This window comes from Streptomyces sp. NPDC002825 (assembly GCF_040295385.1).
GTDB lineage: Bacteria > Actinomycetota > Actinomycetes > Streptomycetales > Streptomycetaceae > Streptomyces.
Window position 1 is genome coordinate 163,609 of record NZ_JBEOVH010000010.1, and the last position, 18,076, is coordinate 181,684.

An 18,076-nucleotide genomic window follows, 5' to 3' on the forward strand; every position below is an offset into this window, starting at 1 on the left:
GCCCGACCATGAACACCACCCCACCCCGCGCGTTCCTGCCCGCCGGTCTGCGCTCCCCCGGCCGCTGGGCGGTCCTCCCGGCGGCCGTCCTCGCCGGCGCGGTCCTCGGCGGCGGCTACGGCGCCCTGAAGACCCCGGAGTACGCGGCGACCAGCTACGTCATCGTCGTACCGGCAGAGAAGTCCGACCCGGCGGCGGTGCTGGGCTTCGCGCAGGCGTACGGGCGGGTCGCCACCGACATCGCGGTGACCGGCGACGCCCAGGTGTGGGCCGGGGTCACCGCCGACACCCTGCGGAAGAACGTGCAGGCCGCGACCTCCCCTGACGCGCCGATGATCTCGATCACCGCGCGGTCCGCCAAGCCCGCCCAGGCGGTCTCGATGGCCGACGGGGTGGCCCGCGCGCTCGTCCTGAACAGCACGCACGTCGCCGGGAACACCGGGGTGAAGGTCGTCCAGTTCTCCCGCGCCACCAAGCCCGTCGCCCCCGTCTCCCCGTCCGCGCCGCTCTCCGCGCTCGTCGGCGGCTGCGCGGGCGGCCTCCTCGGCGGCCTGGTCCTCCTGGTCCGCCCGAAGCGCGCCGCCACGCGCGACGGGGCCCGGCACTCCCGGCAGTCCGCCGCGGCCTCGCCCTCCGCGTCCGCCGCGGTGCCCGCCCCCGCGGTCGCCGCGCACCCGGCGGAGGCGGTGTGAGCCCGAGAAGCCTGCTCGACCGGAGAGCGCTGAGGACCGAGATCTGCCGTGACGAGGAGGAGTTCGGGCGGCTTTCGGCCGAGTGGACGGCGCTGTACGGGCGCTGCTCCTCCGCCACCCCCTTCCAGTCCCACTCCTGGCTGCACTCCTGGTGGCTCTCGTACGGCAGGCCCGGTGCGCTGCGGGTGGTGCTCGTACGGCGCGGGGACGGCGCACTCGTCGCCGCCGCGCCCCTGATGCGCGCCCGCGGGCCGCTGCCCGTCCTCACCCAGCTCGGCGGCACCATCACCGACTTCACGGACGTCCTCCTCGACGACGACTGCCCCGAGGCGGCGCCCGCCCTCGCGGGGGCCCTCGCGCGGGCCGCCCGGGGCGCCATCCTCGACCTGCGGGAGGTCCGGCCCGGAGCGGCCAGCGAACGCGTCTTCGCGCACTGGCGCGGCCCGCGCCGCCGGCTGCCCGACTCGCTCTGCCTGGAGCTGCCCGCCGTCCCCATGGAGGGCCTCCTCGAACGGATCCCCTCCGGGAAGGCCCAGCGGGTCCGCGCCAAGCTCCGGAAGCTCGACGCGCTCGGCATCGACGCGCGCGTGGTGCCCGGCGAGGAGGTCCCGGCCGCCCTCGACCGGCTCCTGAGGCTCCATCAGCTCCAGTGGCAGGGCCGGGGCGTGACCGCCGAGCACACCAGCGAGCGGTTCGCCCAGCACCTCACCCGGGCCGTGCGGCCCATGGTCGAGCGGGGCGACGCGATGGTCACCGAGTTCCGGCTCGCCGGGGACGTGGTCGCCGCCGACCTGACCCTGATGTCCCCCCGGCTCGCGGGCGGCTATCTGTACGGCGCGGACCCGGCGCTGCGCGCCCGCAAGGTCGACGTCGCGACGATGCTGCTGCGGCACGGGGCCCGTGAGACCAGTGCGGGCGGGCGGGCCACGCTGAGCATGCTGCGCGGCAGCGAGTCGTACAAGCAGCACTGGCGTCCCGAGCCGGTCCGCAACCGCCGGCTGCTCCTCACCGGGCGCGGTACGGCGCCGCTCCTCTGGCTGTGCGCGGGCGCGGCCGACGCCCGGCGCTGGGCGGCCCGGCAGGCCCGGGAACGGGCCTGGGTGGGACGGCTGCTCCGCCGCGGCGGCGGTGGCGGATGAGCTCCGCCACCGGCGCCGTGAGGGGCGTCAGAAGGGCCAGACCTCCTTCAGGCTGTCCTTCCAGTCGAAGTCGAGCTCGACCTCGTCCTTCCAGTCGAGGTCTTCCTCGTCCTTCCAGTTCTCCTCGGGGACGCAGACCGCCCCGCCGAGCCACTGGTCCACCCACGAACCGAGGTCCAGGTCCCAGCAGTCGGGCTTGGGCTCGGGCTTGGGTTCCGGCTTCGGCTCGGGCTTCGGCTCGGGCTTGGGTTCCGGCTTCGGCTCGGGCTTCGGCTCCGGCTTGGGTTCCGGCTTCGGCTCGGGCTTCGGCTCGGGCTTGGGCTCGGGCTTCGGCTCCGGCTTGGGTTCCGGCTTCGGCTCGGGCTTCGGCTCGGGCTTGGGTTCCGGCTTGGGCTCGGGCTTCGGCTCGGGCTTGGGTTCCGGCTTCGGCTCGGGCTTCGGCTCCGGCTTCGGCTCGGGCTTGGGCTCGGGCTTCGGCTCCGGCTTCGGCTCGGGCTTGGGTTCCGGCTTGGGCTCGGGCTTCGGCTCCGGCTTCGGCTCGGGCTTCGGCTCCGGGACCGTCGGGTCCACCGGGTCCACCGGGTCGGTCGGGAGTTCCGGTTCCGTGCCGTACAGCGCCTGCCGGAAGACCAGCGACGACTGCGGATTGTCGTCGCACTGCCAGACGCCGTGCGGACAGTAGTCGGTGATGGTGTGGTACAGCGGCTTGTGCTGCTTCATCCAGTCCAGCATGCGCCGCATGTATTCCGGGTTGTCGCCGTTCCGGAAGAGCCCCCATTCGGGATAGGAGATCTGCTTTCCGTGCTCGGCGGCGAAATCGACCTGCTTCTGGAGCCCGTACGGTTCGCTGACGTGCCGGTCGAAACTGCTCCCCGACGGCTGGTCGTACGAATCCATGCCGATGATGTCGACGACGTCGTCGCCCGGGTAGCACTCGGTCCACGGGATCGCGTCGAGGCCGCGGCTCGGGTTGAAGTCGAACCGGAACTTCTGGCCCGGCACGGCCCGCATCGCGGTGACGATCCGGTTCCAGTACTTCTTCCACGCCTCGGGATCGGGGGCGCACCGGTGGGTGTACGTGGTGCCGTTCATCTCCCAGCCGAGGACGACGACGGTGTCGAGGGCCCCCTGTTCGACGAGACGCTCGGCGAGGGTCGTGAAGTGGTGGTCGAAGTAGCCGGCGGCGCCGAGCTGGAGCTGGCGGCGGACCTCCCGGTCGGAGACGCGGGCCTCGTTGCGCTCCAGCATGGGCACGTTGAGGACGAGCATCCGGTCGGTGCGCTCGTTGCGCCAGTCGGCCCAGGCGTCGAGGAAGCCCGGGGGTCCCTCGATGTTCTTCCAGAGGTCTCCGGGCAGGTAGGTGTGGCCGACGCGCAGCTCGTGGCCGCCGAGCCACCCTTCGAGCTGCCTGATGCGGGAGACCCCTCGGTCGCCCGAGTCGAGGAAGGCCCCCATGGCGGTGGCGAGGGTGGGTCCGGGGTCCTTCGCCGGGGCGGATTCGGCGGCGTGGGCGGGGGACGAGAGGACGACCGAGCCCGTGGCGAGGAGACCGGCGGTGAACACCCCCAACCATCTTCTCGATGTTCTCCGGTACGCAGCTGCCATGGCCACTCCTTCACATCTACGCCATTTGATGGTCCGTCAATCCGATGCTCAGAAAGTATTCCTAATAAGCCGACCGTGAACTCCGCTTCCATCTGATCAGTAGTCCATTAGAGGATTTCATCGCCCGGTTGGGGCACCGATATGAAGGGCATGCCGTGCCGCGCCAGCGTTTCGACACCAGCGTCCCCACCGTCCTTGTGCGGCTCGACCGGAACCCCTTCCATCACGGCACGCTCGGCGCCGCCCGTTCCCTGGGACGGGCCGGAATTCCGGTCCACGCCGTCATCGAATCGAGCACCAGTCCCGTCGCCCGCTCCCGTTTTCTCCGCTCGGCCCGCGTGCGCCCCGGGACGAACTCCTCCGCCGAACTCGCCGCCCTCCTGAACGACATCGCCGAGGAGATCACCGACGGCCCCTCCCGTCCCCTGCTCGCCGTGCCGCTGGACGATGTGAGCGCCCTCGCACTGGCCCGCCGCCGCCCCGGACTGGTTTCGCGCTTCCTGCTGCCCGAGCAGACCGAGGAGCAGCTGCTCCGGGTCGCCGACAAGGCTGCGCTCGCCGAGACCTGCGCCGGCCTGGGCCTGCCCCATCCCCGTACCGAACTCCCCGAGGGCGCCGACGAGGCCGCCGCCATGGCCTGGTCGCTCGGGCTTCCGGTGGTCGCCAAGTGGAGCCGGCCCTGGCTGCTCCCGGCCGGCCGCGGGCTGCGGAGCACCACGATCGCTCGGTCCCTGGCCGAGGTGCGTGAGCTGTACGCCCGGACGGCGGAGGCCGGCAGCCGGCTGCTGCTCCAGGAGCTGCTCCCGGCGGGCCGGGACCTCGACTGGTTCTTCCACGGGTACGTGGACTCCGCCGGCCGCTGCTCGACCGGGGCGACCGGGCGCAAGGAGCGCTCCTGGCCGGACGGGGCCGGGCTGACCGCCTCCGGCCGCTGGACGGTGAACCCGGTCGTCGACCGGACGGCCCGCGAGCTGCTCGACGCGCTCGGCTACCGGGGCGTGTGCGACCTGGACTTCCGGCTGAACAGGGCGACCGGCGCGTACCACCTGCTCGACTTCAACCCGCGGCCCGGCGCCCAGTTCCGGCTCTTCACCGACCCGGACGGCCTGGACGTGGTCCGGGCCCTCCACCTGGACCTCACCGGCCGGCCCGTACCGCCGCACTCCCCCGTGTACGGCCGCCGCTTCCTGGTCGAGAACTACGCGGCCCTGTCCCTGCTCGCCTCCCCGCACCGCCGGTACGCGCCCGAGCCGGGCGGCGCGCGCGGGCGGACCGAGTGCGCCTGGTTCGCGGCCGACGACCCCCTGCCCGCGCTCGCCATGGGCCGCGCCTGGCTCGCGCACCTGCTGCGCAGGGCGCTGGCGGCCCTGCGGCGGGCGCTCGTGGCCCGCCGGGCGACTCCTGCCGTCACACCGGGCCCGCCCCCGGCCCGTACCTCCACCGATCAGCTCACCCCACGATGAACGCGGAAGGCACGATGTCGAAGTCGATGTACGACCTGGTGGTCGTCGGGGCCGGACCCTACGGCCTGTCCGTGGCCGCCCACGCCGCGGCCCACGGGCTGCGCCTCCGCGCCTTCGGCCGCTCGATGGAGGCCTGGCACGCCATGCCCTCCGGCATGTTCCTGAAGTCGGAGCCCTGGGCGTCCCACCTCTCCGACCCGGAGGGGGCGTACGGCCTGGACACCTACGCGGCGGCCAGGGGCGTCCGCGCCGAGCACGGCGTGCCCCTGCCGGTCGGCTTCTTCGCCGCGTACGGCGACTGGTTCGCCCGGCAGACCGTGCCCGTGCTCGACGAGCGGCTCGTCGGCTCGGTCGCGCCGGCCGCCGGGGGCTTCGAGCTGCGCACGGAGGACGGCGAGGCGGTGCGCGCCCGGACGGTGGCGCTCGCCGTCGGCGTCCTGCCCTTCCTGGAGATCCCCGGCCCCCTGCGGGGACTGCCCCGGCGGTACGTCACCCACTCCAGCCACCACGGCGAGCTGGACGGCTTCGCCGGCCGTGACGTCACCGTCGTCGGGGCAGGTCAGGCGGCCCTGGAGACCGCCGCACTGCTCGTCGAGCGGGGCGCCGGGGCCGTACGGATCCTCGCGCGGGCCGGCGGGCTGCGCTGGAACACCGTGCCGCCGGCCCTCGACCGCGGCCTGTGGCCCTCGCTGCGTGCCCCGCACACGGGTCTCGGCTGCGGCTGGCAGAACAGGCTGTACGCGGACACCCCGGGGATCTTCCGGCGGTTCCCGGCCGGCGCCCGCGAGCGGATCTTCGACTCGGCGCTCGGCCCGGCGGGCGCCTGGTGGCTGCGCGAGCGGTTCGCGGCGGTCGGCGACGTCCGCCTGGGGCAGCGGATCACCACGGCGCGGGTGACCGGGGACGAGCGGCTGCGGCTCGACGTGGCCGGGCCGCACGGGACGACGGTCCTGGAGACGGACCATGTGATCGCGGCGACCGGCTTCACCCCGAGCCTGGACCGGGCCGGGGTCCTCTCGCCCGCCCTGCGCGGGGCGCTGCGGCGGGTCGGCGCGGGCGGCGCCCCCGAGGTCGGGGGCCTGTTCGAGTCCTCCTGGCCGGGCCTCTTCCTCGCCGGTCTGCTCACGGCCCCTTCGTACGGGCCGTCGATGCGGTTCGTCTTCGGCGCCGAGTACACGGCGGGACGGCTGGTGAAGGGCGTCCGGCGACGGCTGCGGGCGGAGGCCGGTTCCGGCCCGCCCGGCCGGCCCCGTACGGGCGGGCGGGCGCCGGTCACGGCGTGACGGAGGGCCGGTCACGGGAGCGGTTGCTCGCCGGGACCGGCCCTCCGCGCCTGCGGGCGCCGGGACTCAGGCGTTGACGCAGGTGTTGAACGCGGCCGGGTTCAGCGCGCCGATGACGTTCACGCTGTTGCCGCAGACGTTGATCGGGATGTGGATCGGGACCTGCACGACGTTCCCGGAGAGGACACCCGGCGAACCGACTGCGAGGCCCTCCGCCTCCGCGTCCGCGAAGGCCGGCGACGCCACACCCATGGCCATGATGATTCCGGCGACGACGGCTGCGGCCTTCTTACAGTTCATTTCGTCTGGATCCTTTCCTCGGCGGAATGCATTTCCGCGGCACAGAACACAACGAACATCCCGCACAAAGGAAACCGGAATAACAGGGGCACCTGTTCTTTCACTCCATTGCCCGCACCACCACCCGCACGCCCGCCCCGGTACGCAAGAGGGCCGGGGGAACGCGGCGTTCCCTCCGGCCCTGTCGTCCGCGCGGCGGATCAGCCGTTGAAGGCGCCGTTCCCGGAGAGGACCGGGATGTCCTCCACGAGGTGCGACAGCGGCTCGTCACCCTTGGCCTGGGTGGAGTTCTCCGCGCACTGCTGGTTCTGCGGGTTGGACAGGACGTCGATGTCCTGGACCGTGACCGGAACGAGGATGCCGACGATCGAACCGGCGTTGACCTTGGCCGGAACGCCGAGGCAGAGCTTGTTCAGAGAGCCCTGGACGGCCGAGAAGTTCGGGCTCTGGTTGCCCTTGGTCTCGGAGTTGCCGAACTCCTGGTGCGCGTGGTTGCCGCTGAGCGAGGTCGTGCCGCCGTCGTCGGCGATGGCGAGCGCCGGGGAGGCCGCCGCAGCAGAAGCGCCGACAACAGAGGCCGTCACAGCCGCAGCCGCCATAATCTTCTTGATCACGGTGATTCCGTTCCTGTTCCCACCAATCGACCTGATTGATGCGACGGGATCAACTGCGGTCGCGGGCTTAGGTTCCGGCGCTTCACTCGTTCGACTGTGTCCGCGTTTCGCGCTGCCGCGCGCGCTCCGCCAAGGGGGTGACACAGCGGAACCCCGGCGTCCGACGGCCTGTTGATCAGGTCGCTCCCTGCACGGAGCCGGTTCTAGAAGGGAACTCCCGTGATCAAGAAGGTTATGGCCACCGCGGCCGCAGCCGTCTCCATCGTCGGCGCCACCGCCGCCGTGGCCTCCCCGGCGCTCGCCATCGCCAACGACGGCGGCACCACGTCGCTGTCCGGCAACGGCGCGCACCAGGAGTTCGGCAACTCCAAGACCTACGGCAACATGAGCCCGCAGTTCGCGCTCGTCCAGGGCTCCCTGAACAAGCCCTGCGTCGGTCTGCCGGCCAAGCTCAACGCCGGTTCGATCGTCGGCGTCGTGCCGATCACCGTTCAGGACATCAACGTTCTGTCGTCCCCGCAGAACCAGCAGTGCACCGAGAACTCCACCCAGGCCAAGGGTGACGAGGCTCTGTCGCACATCCTGGACGACATCCCGGTCCTGTCGGGCAACGGCGTCAACAACCACTGACGTTCCGCCTGAGCACGACGACGTTCACACGTCAGGGGCCGCCCTCCTGGGCGGCCCCTTTCGTCTCCCCCGTTGCCGGTGCTACCAGTTGGGCCAGACCGGGGTCGCCATCAGGCGCTCCCACTCCCTGTCCGGCATCCCCGGCACCGCCCGTCCCGCCTGCACCCACTGGGCGACCAGTGCGGAATAGAGGGGGACCGGATTGCTGTCGGCCGGGGGCGGGTCGCTCACATATCGGCTCTTCGGAATGAAGGCCATCCGTTCCCATTTTCCGGGATCCGGCGCCATTTTCGCTCCTTCCGCTGCGATTCCCGCATCATTACACAGGCGCAGCAGGAGAGTGATTCGTCCTGTTCATGTCGCGTCGCGTACCTGTGTGCGAGCGGGTCGAAATACGGTGCGGACATGAAATTCCCGCGTCTACGGCCGGCCCGGCGTCCGCTGCTCGCCGCGGCGGCTTTCGCCGCCCTCGCCGCCCTCGCTCCCGGCGCCCTCGCCGCCGCCCCCACCGGTCTCCCCGCCCCGGAGAAGGGGCTGAACCTCCTGGTCGTCGGCATCGACAGCCGCACGGGCGTCACCGCGGACGAGAAGGAACGATTCCACCTGGGCGGGAAGGAGTGCGACTGCACGGACGTGATCATGCTCGTGCACGTCTCGGCGGCGAACGACCGGGTCGACGTCGTCAGCCTGCCCCGCGACTCCCTCGCCTCCTTCCCCGACGGACACCGCGACCGGCGCACCGGCAAGGTGCACGCCGCCCACCCGGCGAAGATCAACAACGCCTGGGCGGAGGGCGGCTCCGCGTTCGCCGTGGAGACCGTCGAGTCGATGACCGGACTGCCGGTCCACCGCTATCTGGAGATCGACTTCCGGCGCTTCATGGACACCGTGAACCGCGTCGACGGCGGCGTCCCCATCTGTACGACGGAGCCGCTCAAGGACCCGTCCACCGGCATCGACCTCCAGCCCGGCACCAAGCGGGTCGCGGGCGGCGAGGCGCTCCAGTACGTGCGGTCCCGGAAGGCCGACGGGCAGATGGACTTCGGCCGCATCCGGAAGCAGCAGAAGTTCATCGTGAACACCCTGCTCCGTCTCCACGACGGGATCCTCGACGACCCCGAGCAGCTGAGGGCCTTCGCGGCGACCCTGCGCGGGACGGCGGCCGCCGAGCGCGGGATCTCCACGGCCGAGCTGCTGACGCTCGCCGCGCACCTGAAGGACCTGCCCCCGGAGCGTACGGAGTTCGCGACCGTGCCCGTACGGGGCTTCAACCCCGACATCGAGGGCGTCGGGTCCACCGTCGGCTGGGACGAGGAAGGGGCCGCGGAGGTCTTCGGGAGCCTCGCCGAGGACCGGCCGCTGCCCGCCCGCACGGCCGTCGCGCCGAGCCAGATCCCGGCGGCCACGTACAAGCCGGACACGGGGTCGTCGCTCATCTGCCCGTAGTCCGTCCGGTGGACTACCCGGAACCTCCGGGCCACCGGCCAGTTGATCAGCACGGCTCGGCACTCAGCGGGCCAGTATCCGAAAGGCCTGAACAATGAAGAAGCTCTTGGCGACGGCTGCAGTGGCCGCGTCCGTCCTCGGCGCGACGGCGGCGGGTGCCGGTCAGGCGCTCGCGATCGCCGACGACGGTGGCACCACCTCGCTGTCCGGCAACGGCGCGCACCAGGAGTTCGGCAACTCCGCGACCTACGGCGACATGAGCCCGCAGTTCGCGCTCGTCCAGGGGTCCCTGAACAAGCCCTGCATCGGCCTGCCCGCCAAGGTCAACGCCGGTTCGATCGTCGGCGTCGTGCCGATCAGCGTCCAGGACATCAACGTCCTGTCCTCCCCGCAGAACCAGCAGTGCACCGAGAACTCCACCCAGGCCAAGGGTGACGAGCCGCTGTCGCACATCCTCAGCGACATCCCGGTGCTCTCCGGCAACGGCGCCGGCAACAGCTGAGTCGCGGCACCCGGCCAACGGCGCGGCCCCGCCGCCCCTCCTCGGAGGGGTCGCGGGGCCGTCCCCGTTCCGGCCCGGCCCGGCCCGGCCCTACAGCTTCCGGCGCAGCTCGGCCGGGTCGGTGACCGGCGCGTCGCAGGTGAAGTGACGGCACACGTACGCGGCCGGTGACCCGGCCACGAGCGGCCGGTCCTTCAGGAGCGGGAACTCCTCGCTGCCGGGTGCTCCGGTGGCGAGGACCGCTCCGGGGGTGGTCGCCGCCAGGGCCGTACGGCGCAGCTCCCGGAAGGCCGGGTCGGCGGGGTCGCCGACGACGGCGATCTCGCGGGGTCCGTCGAGGAGGGCCTCGGCGACGGCCAGGCCCCAGCCGATGAAGCGGGGCGCGCGCGGGCCGAGGGCCTTGACCACGCCGAGGGCGCCCTCGGCGGCGGCGCGGTGGGCGTCCGAGCCGGTGTGCGCCGCGTACGACAACAGCGCTCCGGCGGCGGCGGTCCAGCCGGACGGGGCGGCGTTGTCGGTGGGGTCCTGGGGGCGCCGGATGAGGGACTCGGCGTCGTGGGCCGTGTCGTACAGCGCGCCGCCCTCGGCGGTGAAGCGGTCGAGGACGAGGTCCAGGAGGAAGCCGGCGAACTCCAGCCAGGCGCCCTCGCCGGTGACGGCGGCGAGGGCGAGGAAGCCCTCGGCGACGTCGGCGTAGTCCTCCAGGACACCCGCGTTGGTGCCGGCCCGGCCGTCCTTGGACGTCCGGGTCAGCCGGGCCGACTCGTCCATGTGGACGCGGACGAGGAGGTCGGCGGCCTCGGTCGCACGCTCGATCAGGTCGGGGCGGTCGAAGAGGGCGCCGGTCTCGGCGAGGGCGGCGATCGCGAGGCCGTTCCAGGCGGCGACGACCTTGTCGTCACGGCCGGGGCGCTCGCGCTCCTCGCGGGCGGCGAGGAGCCGGGCCGCGATCGAGGCGATCCGGTCGGCGTCGGCCGGGCCCGCCTGCTGCGGGAGCTGGAGGACGGAGCTGCCGTGCTCGAAGGTGCCGTCCTCGGTGACGCCGTAGTGGGCGGCGGCGAGGGCGGCGTCCTCCGCGCCCAGGACCTCGGTCAGCTGGGCGGGGGTCCACACGTAGTAGGCGCCCTCGACGTGCCTGCCGCTGCCGTCGTCGCTGTCGGCGTCGAGCGCGGAGGCGAAACCGCCCTCGGGGGTGCGGAGTTCACGGACCAGGAAGTCGGCGGTCTCCAGGGCGACCCGGCGGGCCAGGTCGCTGCCGGTGGCCTTCCACAGGTGCGCGTACACCCGGCACAGCAGGGCGTTGTCGTACAGCATCTTCTCGAAGTGCGGGACCACCCACGCCCGGTCGACGGCGTAGCGGGCGAAGCCACCGCCGAGCTGGTCGTAGATGCCGCCGCGGGCCATCGCCTCGCAGGTGTCGGCGGCCATCTGGAGGGCGCCCTCGGAGCCCGTACGGGCGTGGTGGCGCAGCAGGAACTCCAGGGCCATCGACGGCGGGAACTTCGGGGCGCCGCCGAAGCCGCCGCGGGTCGCGTCGTACTCCCGGGTGAGGGCCAGGAGGGCCCCCGCGAGCTCCTCCTCGCCGGGGACGCCGTCGCCGCCGTAGGCCAGGGAGCGGCCCGCCAGGTCCTTCACGATCCGGTCCGCGACCTCGTCGACCTCGCCGCGGCGGTCGGCCCAGGCGGCCCTGACGCCCTCCAGGACCTCCGGGAAGGACGGCATGCCGTGGCGGGGCTCGGGCGGGAAGTACGTACCGAAGTAGAAGGGGGCGGCGTCCGGCGTGAGGAAGACGGTCATCGGCCAGCCGCCCTGGCCGGTCGCCGCCTGCACGGCCTCCATGTAGACGGCGTCGACGTCGGGGCGCTCCTCGCGGTCGACCTTGACGGCGACGAAGTTGTCGTTGACCAGGGCGGCGGTGGTGTCGTCCTCGAAGGACTCGTGCGCCATGACGTGGCACCAGTGACAGGAGCTGTATCCGACGCTCAGCAGCACGGGGACGTCGCGGCGCCGGGCCTCCTCGAAGGCCTCGGCCGACCACGGCCACCAGTCGACCGGGTTGTCGGCGTGCTGCAGGAGGTACGGGGAGGTCTCATGGGCCAGTCGGTTCGGCATGTCTCCATCCTGCCGCAGCGGTCTCCTCCTTTCTCCGCTCCCTCGCGCCGACGCGCGCGACGCAGGACACTGGGCCGGATTCGTCGGGCACGCGCGGAGGGGGAACGCAGATGCGGGAGAGTCACCGGGTCGAGGCCGAAGGGCTGTTGGAACGGGCCGTGAGGGAGGAGGTACGGGCCTCCGGCGCCTCCCCGGCCGCCGCGGAGGCGCTGCTCGCGCGGGGGCGGGCGGAGCTGGACGGGATGGCGGCGGACGCCTACGCCGCGTACCTGCGGGCGGTGGAGGAGGCCGAGGCGGCGGGCCGCACCCGTCCGGCGGACCGTTTCGGCGGCTCGGCGCTCGGGGGGCCCGCGCTGGTCACGGGCGTCGCCGCGGCGGCGGCCTTCGGCGCGGACCTGGCGCTGGGCACGGCGGTCGGCACGGCGCTCGGCGCGGGCGCGGCGGTGGCGGTGGCGGTGGCGGTGGCCGGGGCGGCGGCGACGGTGCTGCGGGTGACGGGCGGGCGCGGCGGGACGGGTGGGGCGGGGCGGCCGGCAAGGCCGGGGCAACCGAGCGGGCGGGGGCAGTCGGGTGGGGTGGAGCGGCTGCGGGTGGAGTGGTTGACGGCGCTGGAGGCACGGGGGGTGGGGCCGTTCCTGGAGCGGGAGCGGGAGCTGGTACGGGCGGCGGAGGCCGTGGGGTCCGTGGGTGAGGCCCGGGCTTCGGGGGCCGAGGGGCGGGCGGGTGAAGTCGGGGGTTCCGGGGGTGGGACTTCGGCGGCCCGGGACCGGGTGGGTGAGGGCGGGGGTTCCGTGGTCGGAGGGCGGCCGGGCGTCGAGGTCGGGGCCGGTGGACGGGGGGTGCGTGGGGGTGATCGGAGTGCCGCCGCCCGGGCCCGGGCCGTGCTCGCGCGGTCCTTCGGACATCTGCCCGATCCCGGTGGCGTGTTCGCCGGGCGGCGGGAGGAGCTGGCCGCCGTCACCCGGTGGGTTCAGGCCGGGAGGGCCTCCGCCGTCACCCGGCCCACCGTGGTCCTGCTGCACGGCGACCCCGGATCCGGGCGCACCGCCCTCGCCGTGCGGGCCGCGCACGCGCTGCGCGACCAGTTCCGCGGGGCCTGCGTCGTCGACCTGCGGGGCGCCGCGAGCGGCGAGCGGCCCGTCTCGACCCGGGAGGCGCTGCTGCACCTCCTCAACCGGCTCGGCGCCCCGCGCGACCGGCTCCTCTTCCGCGAAGGGGCGACGGCGGAGCAACAGGTGCGGCGGCTCTCGGAGTTGTACCAGCGGCAGTTGAGCGGGGTGCCCGTGGTGCTCGTCCTCGACGACGCCGCCGACGCCTCCCAGGTGCGGGCCCTGCTGCCGGAGCGGTCCGACAGCCTCGTCCTCGTGACCTGCCGGGAGCCGCTGGACCTCGGCGGAGACGTACCGGCCGAGGTGCACGCGCTGCCGGTCGCCGCGCTCGACGCCGCCGGGGCCGAGGAACTGCTGCGCGCGGCGGCCGGCGGGCCGGACCCCGGCCCGTACGACGCCGAGGCCTTCGAGCGGATACGGGAGCTGTGCGGAGGCCTGCCGCTGGCGCTGCGGGTCGTGGGCTCGCTGCTCGGGCGCCGCTCGATGGAGGAGGTGAGCCATGTGCTCGCCCGGCCGGGCTGGGGCACCGACCCCGTCGAACGCGCCCTGTCCGTAAGGTACTTCCTCGACTTCGACGAGGACGCCCGGCAGCTGCTGCGGCGGCTCGCGCTGGCCGGTCGGGCCTCCCTCGGTGCGGCGGCGGCCGCCGCGCTGCTCGGCGGGGGCGGCGGGCCGGAGGCCGCCCGCCGGCTGCGGGAGCTGTCCGGCGCCGGGCTGCTCGACCACGTCCGCGGGGAGCGGTACCGGCTGCACGACGTGGTGCGCGGCTTCGCCGCCGCCCGGCTCGTGGACGAGGAGGACGCGGCCGAGATCGCGGCGGCGCAGGAGCGGCTCGTACGGAACCACGCGGAGCTCGCCGACGCGGTGATCCGGATGGTCGACGGCAAGATGTCGACCCGGGCCGACCGGTTCGACGGGCACGGCTTCGGCTCCCTGGAGGCGGCGCTCGGCTGGCTCGACGAGGAGTCCAGCTTCATCACGGCGGCCCTGCGGCACGCGGAGGGCGTCGACCAGGAGACGGTCCTCGGGCTGCTGAGCGCGCTGTGCGACTACTGCCTGCTGCGGGGCGACCTGTACCGGCTGGGCGAGATCAACGAGCTGGCGGAGTCCGTCGGGCAGGGGCTGCTGACCCGTTCGGTGCGGTGGCGGACCGGTATCGCGGCGCGGCAGCTCGGCGAGCTCGACAAGGCGCACAAGACGCTGACCTCGGTCGTCTCCCAGTACCAGGAGGCCCATCAGGACGCCGGGGCCGCGCTCGCGCTCTGCTCGCTCGGGATCACGCTGCACCACCAGGGGCGGCTCACCGAGGCGGCGGCGCGGCTGCGGGAGGCGCTCGCGCTCCAGGAGCCGGAGTCGCTGGCCGCCGACCGGGGCTGGACGCTGCACGCGCTGGCCGCGGTGGAGCGGGACCGGGGCGATCTGGCCGAGGCGACGGCGCTGCTCGACCGGTCCCTCGCCCTGCACCGGGAGCACGAGTCGCTGCACGGCGAGGCCTGGGCGCACTTCCAGCGGGGGCAGGTGCTGCTGCTCCGGGGCGACGTGCCGGGCGCGGAGGGCGAGCTGCGGCGGGCCCTGGAGACGTACGGGCGGGTCCACGACGGGCGCGGCGAGGCCTGGGCGCTGACCCAGCTGGCCCGGACACGGCTCGCGGGCGGGGAGGCCGAGGCGGCGGTCGAGGAGCTGCGCGGGGCGCTCGCGCGGCACCGGGAGCAGGAGGACGCGCGCGGGGAGGCGTGGACGCTCTACCACCTGGGGCAGGCCCTGGAGGAGCGGGGCGACCGGGACGAGGCGGTGCGGGAGCTGGGGCGGGCGCGGTCGATGTTCTCGCGGATGCGGGACCTGTACGGGCTCGCCTGTGCGCGGCACCAGCTGGGGCGGGTCACCCGGGACCAGCAGGCGGCGCGGGCGGGGAACCTGCGGAACTCGGGCTTCGCCCGGCAGCTGCTCGTGGACGCGCGGGCGGACTTCCGCCGGATCGGCGTCGCGCACGGGGAGGCGTGGGCCTGTCTGGAGCTGGCGATCGTCGACGCCGGCAACGGGCGCGTCCCGCAGGCGCTCGCGCTGTGCGAGGAGGCGCGCGCGCTCTTCGACGGGTACGGCGACCGGCGGGGCTCGGACTGGGCGCGGCTGCTGCGGTGCGGGCTGCTGCCGCACGCGGCGCCGGGCACTCCGGAGCCGGGTGTGGCGGCGGCGCGCGAGGAGCTCGCGGCGCTGGCGGCGGGACGGCACCCGGCGCGCGACCCGAGGGTCGACGACTGCGTCGAGGCGCACGTCCTGCTCCTGGACCGGGGCGTCGCCCCGACGGGCCCGTGGCAGGCCTGGCACCTGGGCCTGCTCCCGTCCCGCCCGGCGCGGGAGGTCCTGGGCGTGCCGGCGGTCAGCTGAGCCGTTGTGGTCCTGCGTACCGCCGGGGCCGTGCCCACCCCCGTTGTGGGCAGGCGTTCCGCCGGGGCGGTGCCCACCCCCCGTTGTGGGCAGGCGTTCCTCCCCCAGACTTCGTCCGGGAGGTGCCCCCAGGGCGATGGGGGTCCCCCCTGCTCGAGCGAAGCCGAGAGCTTGGGGGAGGGTGGGCACAACGGACGGCGCCCCTACCGGCGCCGGAGGCTCACGTGCATGGACCCGCACCCCGTGCGCAGTGCACTGGTGGTGCGGGTCCAGGCTCGGAACGCGGAGGCGCCGCTGAGGGCGCCGTCCGTGTGCCCACCCTCCCGCCCTGGGGGTCCCCCCGGACGAAGTCTGGGGGAGGGACGATTGCCCACACGGGGGGGGTCGTTCCTTGGCTACTTGCCGGGGGTCGGTGCCGGGGTGTCCGAGGGCTTGGCCTTCGGGTCCGGGGCCTCCTCGAAGGTGACCTTGCCCATGTGGCGGTTCATCGACTTCATCAGCATCCAGACCGCAAGGGCCAGGGCCGCGAAGACGACGAAGCCGAGGACGCCGGGGGTCACCTTGTTCTTGTCCAGCTCTTCGGCGGCGAAGGGGACAAGCTGGGTCAGTGCCAGGTGTGCGCTCATGTCAGGCATTGTCGCGGATGCCCGCGAAGAGATCTTCCTCGGGGAGGGAGGTCGGGACCAGCGCCTTGCTGAGCTCGTACTCCTCCGTCGGCCAGACCTCCTTCTGGATCTCCATCGGCACCCGGAACCAGCCGCCGTCGGGGTCGATCTGCGTCGCGTGCGCGATCAGCGCCTTGTCGCGGATCTCGAAGAAGTCCGCGCACGGCACGTGCGTCGTCAGGTTGCGCGCCTTGCCGCCGAACTCGTCCCAGCGCTTCAGCCAGTCCCCGTACGGCGACTCCAGGCCGCGCGCCAGGAGGGCCTCGTGCAGCGCCTCGGTGCGGGGGCGGTTGAAGCCCTGGTTGTAGTAGAGCTTCAGCGGCTGCCAGACCGGGCCGAACTCGGCCTCCGGGTACTTCTCCGCGTCGGACGCCCCGTCGAAGGCCACCATGGTGATCTTGTGGGTCATGATGTGGTCGGGGTGCGGGTACCCGCCGTTCTCGTCGTACGTCGTGACGACCTGCGGACGGAACGAGCGGATCTCACGGACCAGCGCCCCGGCCGCCGTGTCCACGTCCTCGAGGGCGAAGCAGCCCTCGGGCAGCGGCGGCAGCGGGTCGCCCTCGGGCAGGCCCGAGTCGACGAATCCCAGCCAGTGCTGCGAGACGCCGAGGATCTCGCGGGCCTCGTCCATCTCCTTGCGGCGCACCTCGTGGATGTTCGCCTCGATGTAGGGGTCGCCCTGAAGCTTGGGGTTCAGGACCGAGCCGCGCTCGCCGCCCGTGCACGTCACCACCATGACGTCCACCCCCTCGGACACGTACTTGGCCATCGTGGCCGCACCCTTGCTCGACTCGTCGTCGGGGTGGGCGTGAACGGCCATCAGTCGCAGCTGCTCAGTCAAGACTCGATCCTCAGTGATTCGACGCGGAGCGTGGTCTCTATAGTGACGGAATCGGGGGAGTGAAAATTCCGCCACCCCCGGCTTCGAGAGGATCCCCCATGAGCGCGGTGCGAGAGCAGCTGCCCGAGGGACGCTACGGGCGCTCCGCGGATGAGCGGGCCGACCGCAAGCTCAGGATCACCGGGGCGGTGCTCGGGGTCCTGTTTCTCGGGGTCATGGGCTGGTTCGGCTGGCATTACGTCGTCGACAGCAAGATCAGCGCCGAGATGATCAAGTTCGACGTGGTGAGCGCCGAGGAGGTCCAGGTGCACCTGGAGATCCGCAAGGACAAGGACGCCAAGGGCGTCTGCACGCTGCGCTCCCGCTCCGAGGACGGCGCCGAGGTGGCCCGCAAGGACGTCCGCGTCGACGACGCCGCCACCCGGATCGACCGCGTCTTCTCGCTCCGTACGACCGCCCGCGCGACGAGCGCCGAACTCATCGGGTGTACGGCGCGGTAGCGGTGGGTAGGGACGGGGTGTCGAGTCCCGGCGAGTCACCACGGTGACCTGGGGAGACGCCATCTTTATGGTTTATGTCCTCCCGCTTTTCGCCACTCATTGTTAGGCTCGTGGTTTCGCCCGCCCGGGATTTGCACCGCTTTCCCGTGTAGGGCGATGCTTTGTATTCCCAGTACCTACGAGGAGCACCCGTGACCCAGACCAGCGACAACGTCACCTGGCTCACCCAGGAGGCGTACACCAAGCTCAAGGACGAGCTTGAGTACCTGACTGGTCCCGCGCGTACCGAGATCGCCGCCAAGATCGCAGCGGCGCGCGAAGAGGGCGACCTGCGCGAGAACGGCGGGTACCACGCGGCCAAGGAGGAGCAGGGCAAGCAGGAGCTCCGGGTCCGCCAGCTCACCCAGCTCCTGGAGCACGCCAAGGTCGGCGAGGCCCCGGCGGAGGAGGGCGTCGTCGCCCCCGGCATGGTCGTCACGATCGCCTTCGACGGCGACGAGGACGACACGATGACCTTCCTGCTCGCCTCCCGCGAGTACGCGAGCGAGGACATCGACACCTACTCGCCGCAGTCGCCGCTCGGCGTCGGCGTCAACGGCAAGAAGGTGGGCGAGGACGCCGAGTACGAGCTGCCGAACGGCAAGAAGGCCACGGTGAGGATCCTCAGCGCGAAGCCGTACACCGGCTGAGCCGCACTGCGTGAACGAAGGGCCGGCCCCCGAGGGGCCGGCCCTTCGTTCTGCATGCACATGCAATGATGCGAGTTCTGACGTCACGTCACCAGGGG

17 protein-coding genes are annotated in these 18,076 nt (G+C 73.1%); 10 read left to right on the forward strand and 7 right to left on the reverse strand.

The annotated features are described in order from the left end of the window. The first annotated feature begins 8 nt into the window (after positions 1-8). A complete protein-coding gene (locus tag ABT041_RS16020) occupies positions 9-692 on the forward strand; it encodes a YveK family protein (RefSeq protein ID WP_351184389.1) in 684 nt (227 codons plus the stop codon). Then, a complete protein-coding gene (locus ABT041_RS16025) occupies positions 689-1,831 on the forward strand; it encodes a GNAT family N-acetyltransferase (protein ID WP_351184391.1) in 1,143 nt (380 codons plus the stop codon). Before ABT041_RS16020 ends, ABT041_RS16025 begins: the two co-directional genes overlap by 4 nt. A gap of 27 nt (positions 1,832-1,858) precedes the next feature. Here the strand turns inward: ABT041_RS16025 and ABT041_RS39030 are convergent, their stop codons facing one another. Further along, on the reverse strand, positions 1,859-3,436 hold the full coding sequence (locus tag ABT041_RS39030; protein WP_502976491.1) for a glycoside hydrolase family 26 protein: 1,578 nt from the start codon (positions 3,434-3,436) through the stop codon (positions 1,859-1,861). A gap of 155 nt (positions 3,437-3,591) precedes the next feature. On the opposite strand from ABT041_RS39030, the gene ABT041_RS16035 reads away from it, so the two are divergent. Both ABT041_RS16035 and ABT041_RS16040 read left to right on the forward strand, forming a co-directional pair. Beyond that, entirely contained in the window at positions 3,592-4,899 is a 1,308-nt protein-coding gene (locus ABT041_RS16035) for a carboxylate--amine ligase (protein WP_351184393.1), read from the forward strand. Between the two features lie 26 nt (positions 4,900-4,925). After that, positions 4,926-6,182 carry an FAD-dependent oxidoreductase gene (locus ABT041_RS16040; protein WP_351184482.1) on the forward strand — a complete coding sequence of 419 codons (1,257 nt, stop codon included), beginning with the start codon at positions 4,926-4,928 and terminating at the stop codon, positions 6,180-6,182. A 66-nt stretch (positions 6,183-6,248) separates the two neighbouring features. Here ABT041_RS16040 and ABT041_RS16045 read toward each other — a convergent pair whose 3' ends face one another. Together ABT041_RS16045 and ABT041_RS16050 are read right to left on the reverse strand one after the other, a co-directional pair. Continuing rightward, positions 6,249-6,482 (reverse strand): chaplin, encoded by a 234-nt coding sequence (locus tag ABT041_RS16045; RefSeq protein ID WP_351184395.1) that lies wholly within the window; start codon positions 6,480-6,482, stop codon positions 6,249-6,251. A gap of 200 nt (positions 6,483-6,682) precedes the next feature. Next, entirely contained in the window at positions 6,683-7,093 is a 411-nt protein-coding gene (locus ABT041_RS16050) for a rodlin (protein ID WP_351184484.1), read from the reverse strand. Between the two features lie 222 nt (positions 7,094-7,315). On the opposite strand from ABT041_RS16050, the gene ABT041_RS16055 reads away from it, so the two are divergent. Continuing rightward, complete coding sequence (locus ABT041_RS16055; protein WP_351184397.1) at positions 7,316-7,726, forward strand: rodlin; 411 nt, start codon at positions 7,316-7,318, stop codon at positions 7,724-7,726. An 81-nt stretch (positions 7,727-7,807) separates the two neighbouring features. Here ABT041_RS16055 and ABT041_RS16060 read toward each other — a convergent pair whose 3' ends face one another. After that, complete coding sequence (locus ABT041_RS16060; protein ID WP_351184399.1) at positions 7,808-7,957, reverse strand: hypothetical protein; 150 nt, start codon at positions 7,955-7,957, stop codon at positions 7,808-7,810. Positions 7,958-8,131: 174 nt separating this feature from the next. On the opposite strand from ABT041_RS16060, the gene ABT041_RS16065 reads away from it, so the two are divergent. Together ABT041_RS16065 and ABT041_RS16070 are read left to right on the forward strand one after the other, a co-directional pair. Further along, the gene (locus ABT041_RS16065; RefSeq protein WP_351184401.1) at positions 8,132-9,172 is read left to right on the forward strand and encodes an LCP family protein; all 1,041 of its coding nucleotides are present in this window, start codon (positions 8,132-8,134) and stop codon (positions 9,170-9,172) included. A 94-nt stretch (positions 9,173-9,266) separates the two neighbouring features. Further along, positions 9,267-9,674 carry a rodlin gene (locus ABT041_RS16070; RefSeq protein WP_351184403.1) on the forward strand — a complete coding sequence of 136 codons (408 nt, stop codon included), beginning with the start codon at positions 9,267-9,269 and terminating at the stop codon, positions 9,672-9,674. Positions 9,675-9,764: 90 nt separating this feature from the next. Here ABT041_RS16070 and ABT041_RS16075 read toward each other — a convergent pair whose 3' ends face one another. After that, the gene (locus ABT041_RS16075) at positions 9,765-11,786 is read right to left on the reverse strand and encodes a thioredoxin domain-containing protein (RefSeq protein ID WP_351184405.1); all 2,022 of its coding nucleotides are present in this window, start codon (positions 11,784-11,786) and stop codon (positions 9,765-9,767) included. 110 nt (positions 11,787-11,896) lie between these two features. Here ABT041_RS16075 and ABT041_RS16080 point away from each other — a divergent pair, with 110 nt between their 5' ends. After that, a complete protein-coding gene (locus tag ABT041_RS16080; protein WP_351184407.1) occupies positions 11,897-15,280 on the forward strand; it encodes a tetratricopeptide repeat protein in 3,384 nt (1,127 codons plus the stop codon). Between the two features lie 395 nt (positions 15,281-15,675). On the opposite strand, the gene ABT041_RS16085 is transcribed toward ABT041_RS16080, so the two are convergent. Further along, positions 15,676-15,915 (reverse strand): hypothetical protein, encoded by a 240-nt coding sequence (locus ABT041_RS16085; RefSeq protein WP_351184409.1) that lies wholly within the window; start codon positions 15,913-15,915, stop codon positions 15,676-15,678. Further along, a complete protein-coding gene (gene mca, locus ABT041_RS16090; RefSeq protein ID WP_351184411.1) occupies positions 15,908-16,789 on the reverse strand; it encodes a mycothiol conjugate amidase Mca in 882 nt (293 codons plus the stop codon). Before mca ends, ABT041_RS16085 begins: the two co-directional genes overlap by 8 nt. 98 nt (positions 16,790-16,887) lie before the next feature. On the opposite strand from mca, the gene ABT041_RS16095 reads away from it, so the two are divergent. After that, a complete protein-coding gene (locus ABT041_RS16095) occupies positions 16,888-17,289 on the forward strand; it encodes a DUF4307 domain-containing protein (protein ID WP_351184413.1) in 402 nt (133 codons plus the stop codon). A 191-nt stretch (positions 17,290-17,480) separates the two neighbouring features. Continuing rightward, the gene (gene greA / locus ABT041_RS16100; protein WP_351184415.1) at positions 17,481-17,978 is read left to right on the forward strand and encodes a transcription elongation factor GreA; all 498 of its coding nucleotides are present in this window, start codon (positions 17,481-17,483) and stop codon (positions 17,976-17,978) included. Positions 17,979-18,076 lie beyond the last annotated feature (98 nt).